Genomic DNA, 3033 nt, shown 5'->3' on the forward strand with positions numbered 1-3033 from the left:
CGCGCGCCCCGACGGCGCCGCCCGGCCCCGCGTCGGTCCGCCGGCGACGCGGGCCGACGACGATCCGGTGCTCGCCGCGTTCCAGGCCGTCCTGGACGAGGTCGCCCACGCCAGCCGCGAGGTGCTCGGCGGCTGGCAGCGGTGGCAGCGGGATGACAGGGTACGACCATGACGGAACGAGAGCTTCCCGCGCTGACCCGCGCCGAGCAGGAACTCGTGGACCGCTACCTGCGCATCGTCGACCTGGTCGCGCGCCTCAACCCCGCCCGCGACAGCGGCCACTTCGACGTACGGGGCTGCGTGCTGGCCGCGCAGGCGCTGGCGGCGGAGGCCAAGGCGATCGGCGTGACGGCGGAGACGATGCTCGAACGCGGCGAGGACGAACTGCACGTCGCCACGCTGGCCCGCGCGATGCGCGCCCTGGACGGCGAACGGCGCATCGCCCGGCTCCGGCTGCCCCCGAACTGAACGTCGCACACCCAGGGAGGGCAGCTTGCACGGGAGTGGGCAGCGGCTGGCCGTGGTCACCGGCGCGGCCAGTGGGATCGGCGCGGCGGTGGCGCGGCGGCTCGTCGACGACGGCTGGCGCGTGATCGGCTGGGACCGGCGCGGGTGCGACGCGGACGGGGTGACCGGGCGCCGGGTCGACGTACGCGACTACGAGCAGGTGGCCGCGGCGGCGGCGGAGGTCGAGCGGGCGGACCTGCTGGTCAACAGCGCCGGCATCGGCGGGCGCGGCTTCGCCAGCGAGCTCGCGCCGGCGGCGTGGGAACGGGTCATCGGGGTCAACCTGACGGGCACGTACTACTGCTGCCGGGCCATGTTCCCCGCCCTGCGGCGGGCGGGCGGGCTGGTCGTCAACATCGCCTCCGTGGCGGCGCACCTGGCGATGGTGGAGGGGGCCGCGTACTGCTCCTCGAAGGCCGGGGTGGCCATGCTGACCGACGTGCTCGGGGTGGAGTGGGCCGCGCAGAACATCCGGGTGATCGCGGTCAGCCCGGGTTACGTCCGGACGCCGCTGGTGATGGACGGCATCCACCGGAACCTCCTCGACGAGGAGACCATCGTGCGGGGCACCCCGCAGCGCCGCCTGGCGGAGCCGGCCGAGGTGGCGGAGCTGATCCGGGCGCTGGCCGCGGACGAGCTGCGCTACCTGACCGCCACCACCGTGCGCTTCGACGGCGGGTGGACCGCGAGCGGCGGCTACCAGCCGCACCTCGCGGGGGACCTGCTGCCGGCGGCCGACGGCGCCCGGACGACCCCGCACCCGGACCGGGCGGGGCTGACCGTGCCGGACTGACCCGCACGCGGACCGGGCGGGACTGACCGTGCCGGACTGACCCGCACGCGGACCCAACGGGACTGACCGTGCCGGACTGATCCGCACGCGGGCGTACGCCGTGGTGCCGGCGGCCCGGATGCGGCCCGGAAGCCGCGGGTGCGCCCCGGCACGGCGAGGCCCATCCGGACGGGTCCCCGGGGCGCGACGCCCCGCGACGCCGACCGGGCGGGGCCGACGGGCCGGGGTGGCGCCGTCGGCCCCCGACGGGTCAGCTCAGCCCGCCACCATCGCCGCGCTCTTCTTGCGGCTGCGCAGGATCGTGTCGACGAGCCCGTAGGCCACCGCGTCGTCGGCGGTCAGGATCTTGTTGCGCTCGATGTCGCGGGAGACCTCCTCCTGCGGGCGGCCCGAGTACTGGGCCAGCATCTCCTCCATCTGGGTGCGCATCCGCATGATCTCGCGCGCCTGGATCTCCAGGTCCGTGCCCTGCCCCTGGACGCCCTCGATGGCGGGCTGGTGGATCAGGATCCGCGAGTGGGGCAGCGCCATCCGCTTGCCCGGGGTGCCCGCCGCCAGCAGGATCGCGGCGGAGGACGCCGCCTGGCCCAGGCAGACGGTCTGCACGTCGGGCCGGACGTAGCGCATGGTGTCGTTGATCGCCGTCATGGCGGTGAAGGAGCCGCCCGGCGAGTTGATGTACATGGTGATGTCCCGCTCGGGATCCGTCGCCTCCAGCGTGATGAGCTGCGCCATCACGTCGTTGGCCGCGGCGTCGTCGACCGGCGTGCCGAGGAAGATGATCCGGTCCTCGAACATCTTGCTGTACGGGTTGGTCTCCTTCATGCCGTACGACGTCCGCTCCGCGAACGACGGCAGGACGTACCGAGCGTCCACGGACGGATTCGGCTTGCGGATCATGTTCGCCCTCTCTCCCTCGGAAATTGCTCCCCCGGCAAATTCACCCGTCGACCGGGCGACGCAGCGGAGATGATCCCTTGTCGACCCTATCGGCTTCCCGAGCGGAATGCCGCTCCCAGACAGGGGTGATTGCCGATCACCCGAGCCGCTCCACTACGGACGGTGCGCGCGACCGGCGTGCGCGGGTGGGTAACGGATCCGGTGGCCGTCGTGGCACGCCGGGTCGCCGTACCGATGCCCAGCCCAGGGCCTCGGCGGGGCATCGGGGCCCGCGTCGGGGCGCGGATCCGCGACAATTCACGTCACGCGAATCGACGCATTTCCTGCACATGGGAATTTCGCCATCAGCAGAACCGGGAAGTGCCGCACCCCATCGACGTCGACCAAATGCTGTTCACCGGCGGACCCGGGGAGCGATCCAGACGCCGATGCTGTCGCCGTGGCACTGGTCGACGCTGGTGGTGCCGACCTGGAGCGACACCTGGGTAGCGTCGCCGATGTCCACCCTGAGCGGACGGACCTTCCCCAGGCCGACCGTCGTGGTGAAGACCGCCTTGCGGTCGGCCAGCACGGTGAACCGGAGGGGCAGCGCCACCGGAGAGTCGTCGGCCAGCCCGACGGTCGCCTCGAGGACCCTGAACTGGCGGCTGACCACGAAGGTCACCGTGAACTTGTCGTTCACCCAGCACGGCGACGTGGTGAGCACCACGTCGCGGCGCACCCCGGCGACGACCCGCGACAGACCAGACGATAGCGGCGTCGGCTACCCAGCATCCGTCGAAGGTGTAATTGCAGTCGGGGGGGTGGATCACCAGGGCGAACGGGCAGCAGTA

General features: G+C 72.6%; 4 protein-coding genes. 2 read left to right on the forward strand and 2 right to left on the reverse strand.

The genetic code is table 11. From position 1 onward, the window contains the following. Positions 1-168: 168 nt before the first annotated feature. Both ACWENR_RS30230 and ACWENR_RS30235 read left to right on the forward strand, forming a co-directional pair. Positions 169-468: a hypothetical protein gene (locus tag ACWENR_RS30230; RefSeq protein WP_091097049.1), complete on the forward strand. Its 300-nt coding sequence runs from the start codon at positions 169-171 to the stop codon at positions 466-468. A gap of 25 nt (positions 469-493) precedes the next feature. Continuing rightward, the gene (locus ACWENR_RS30235; RefSeq protein ID WP_452280349.1) at positions 494-1300 is read left to right on the forward strand and encodes an SDR family NAD(P)-dependent oxidoreductase; all 807 of its coding nucleotides are present in this window, start codon (positions 494-496) and stop codon (positions 1298-1300) included. Positions 1301-1555: 255 nt separating this feature from the next. Here the strand turns inward: ACWENR_RS30235 and ACWENR_RS30240 are convergent, their stop codons facing one another. Together ACWENR_RS30240 and ACWENR_RS30245 are read right to left on the reverse strand one after the other, a co-directional pair. Next, positions 1556-2200 (reverse strand): ATP-dependent Clp protease proteolytic subunit, encoded by a 645-nt coding sequence (locus ACWENR_RS30240; RefSeq protein WP_452280350.1) that lies wholly within the window; start codon positions 2198-2200, stop codon positions 1556-1558. A 394-nt stretch (positions 2201-2594) separates the two neighbouring features. Next, positions 2595-2921, reverse strand: coding sequence for an NPCBM/NEW2 domain-containing protein (locus ACWENR_RS30245; RefSeq protein ID WP_452280351.1), 327 nt, complete (start codon positions 2919-2921; stop codon positions 2595-2597). Positions 2922-3033: the final 112 nt, after the last annotated feature.

The organism is Micromonospora sp. NPDC004336 (genome assembly GCF_053602615.1).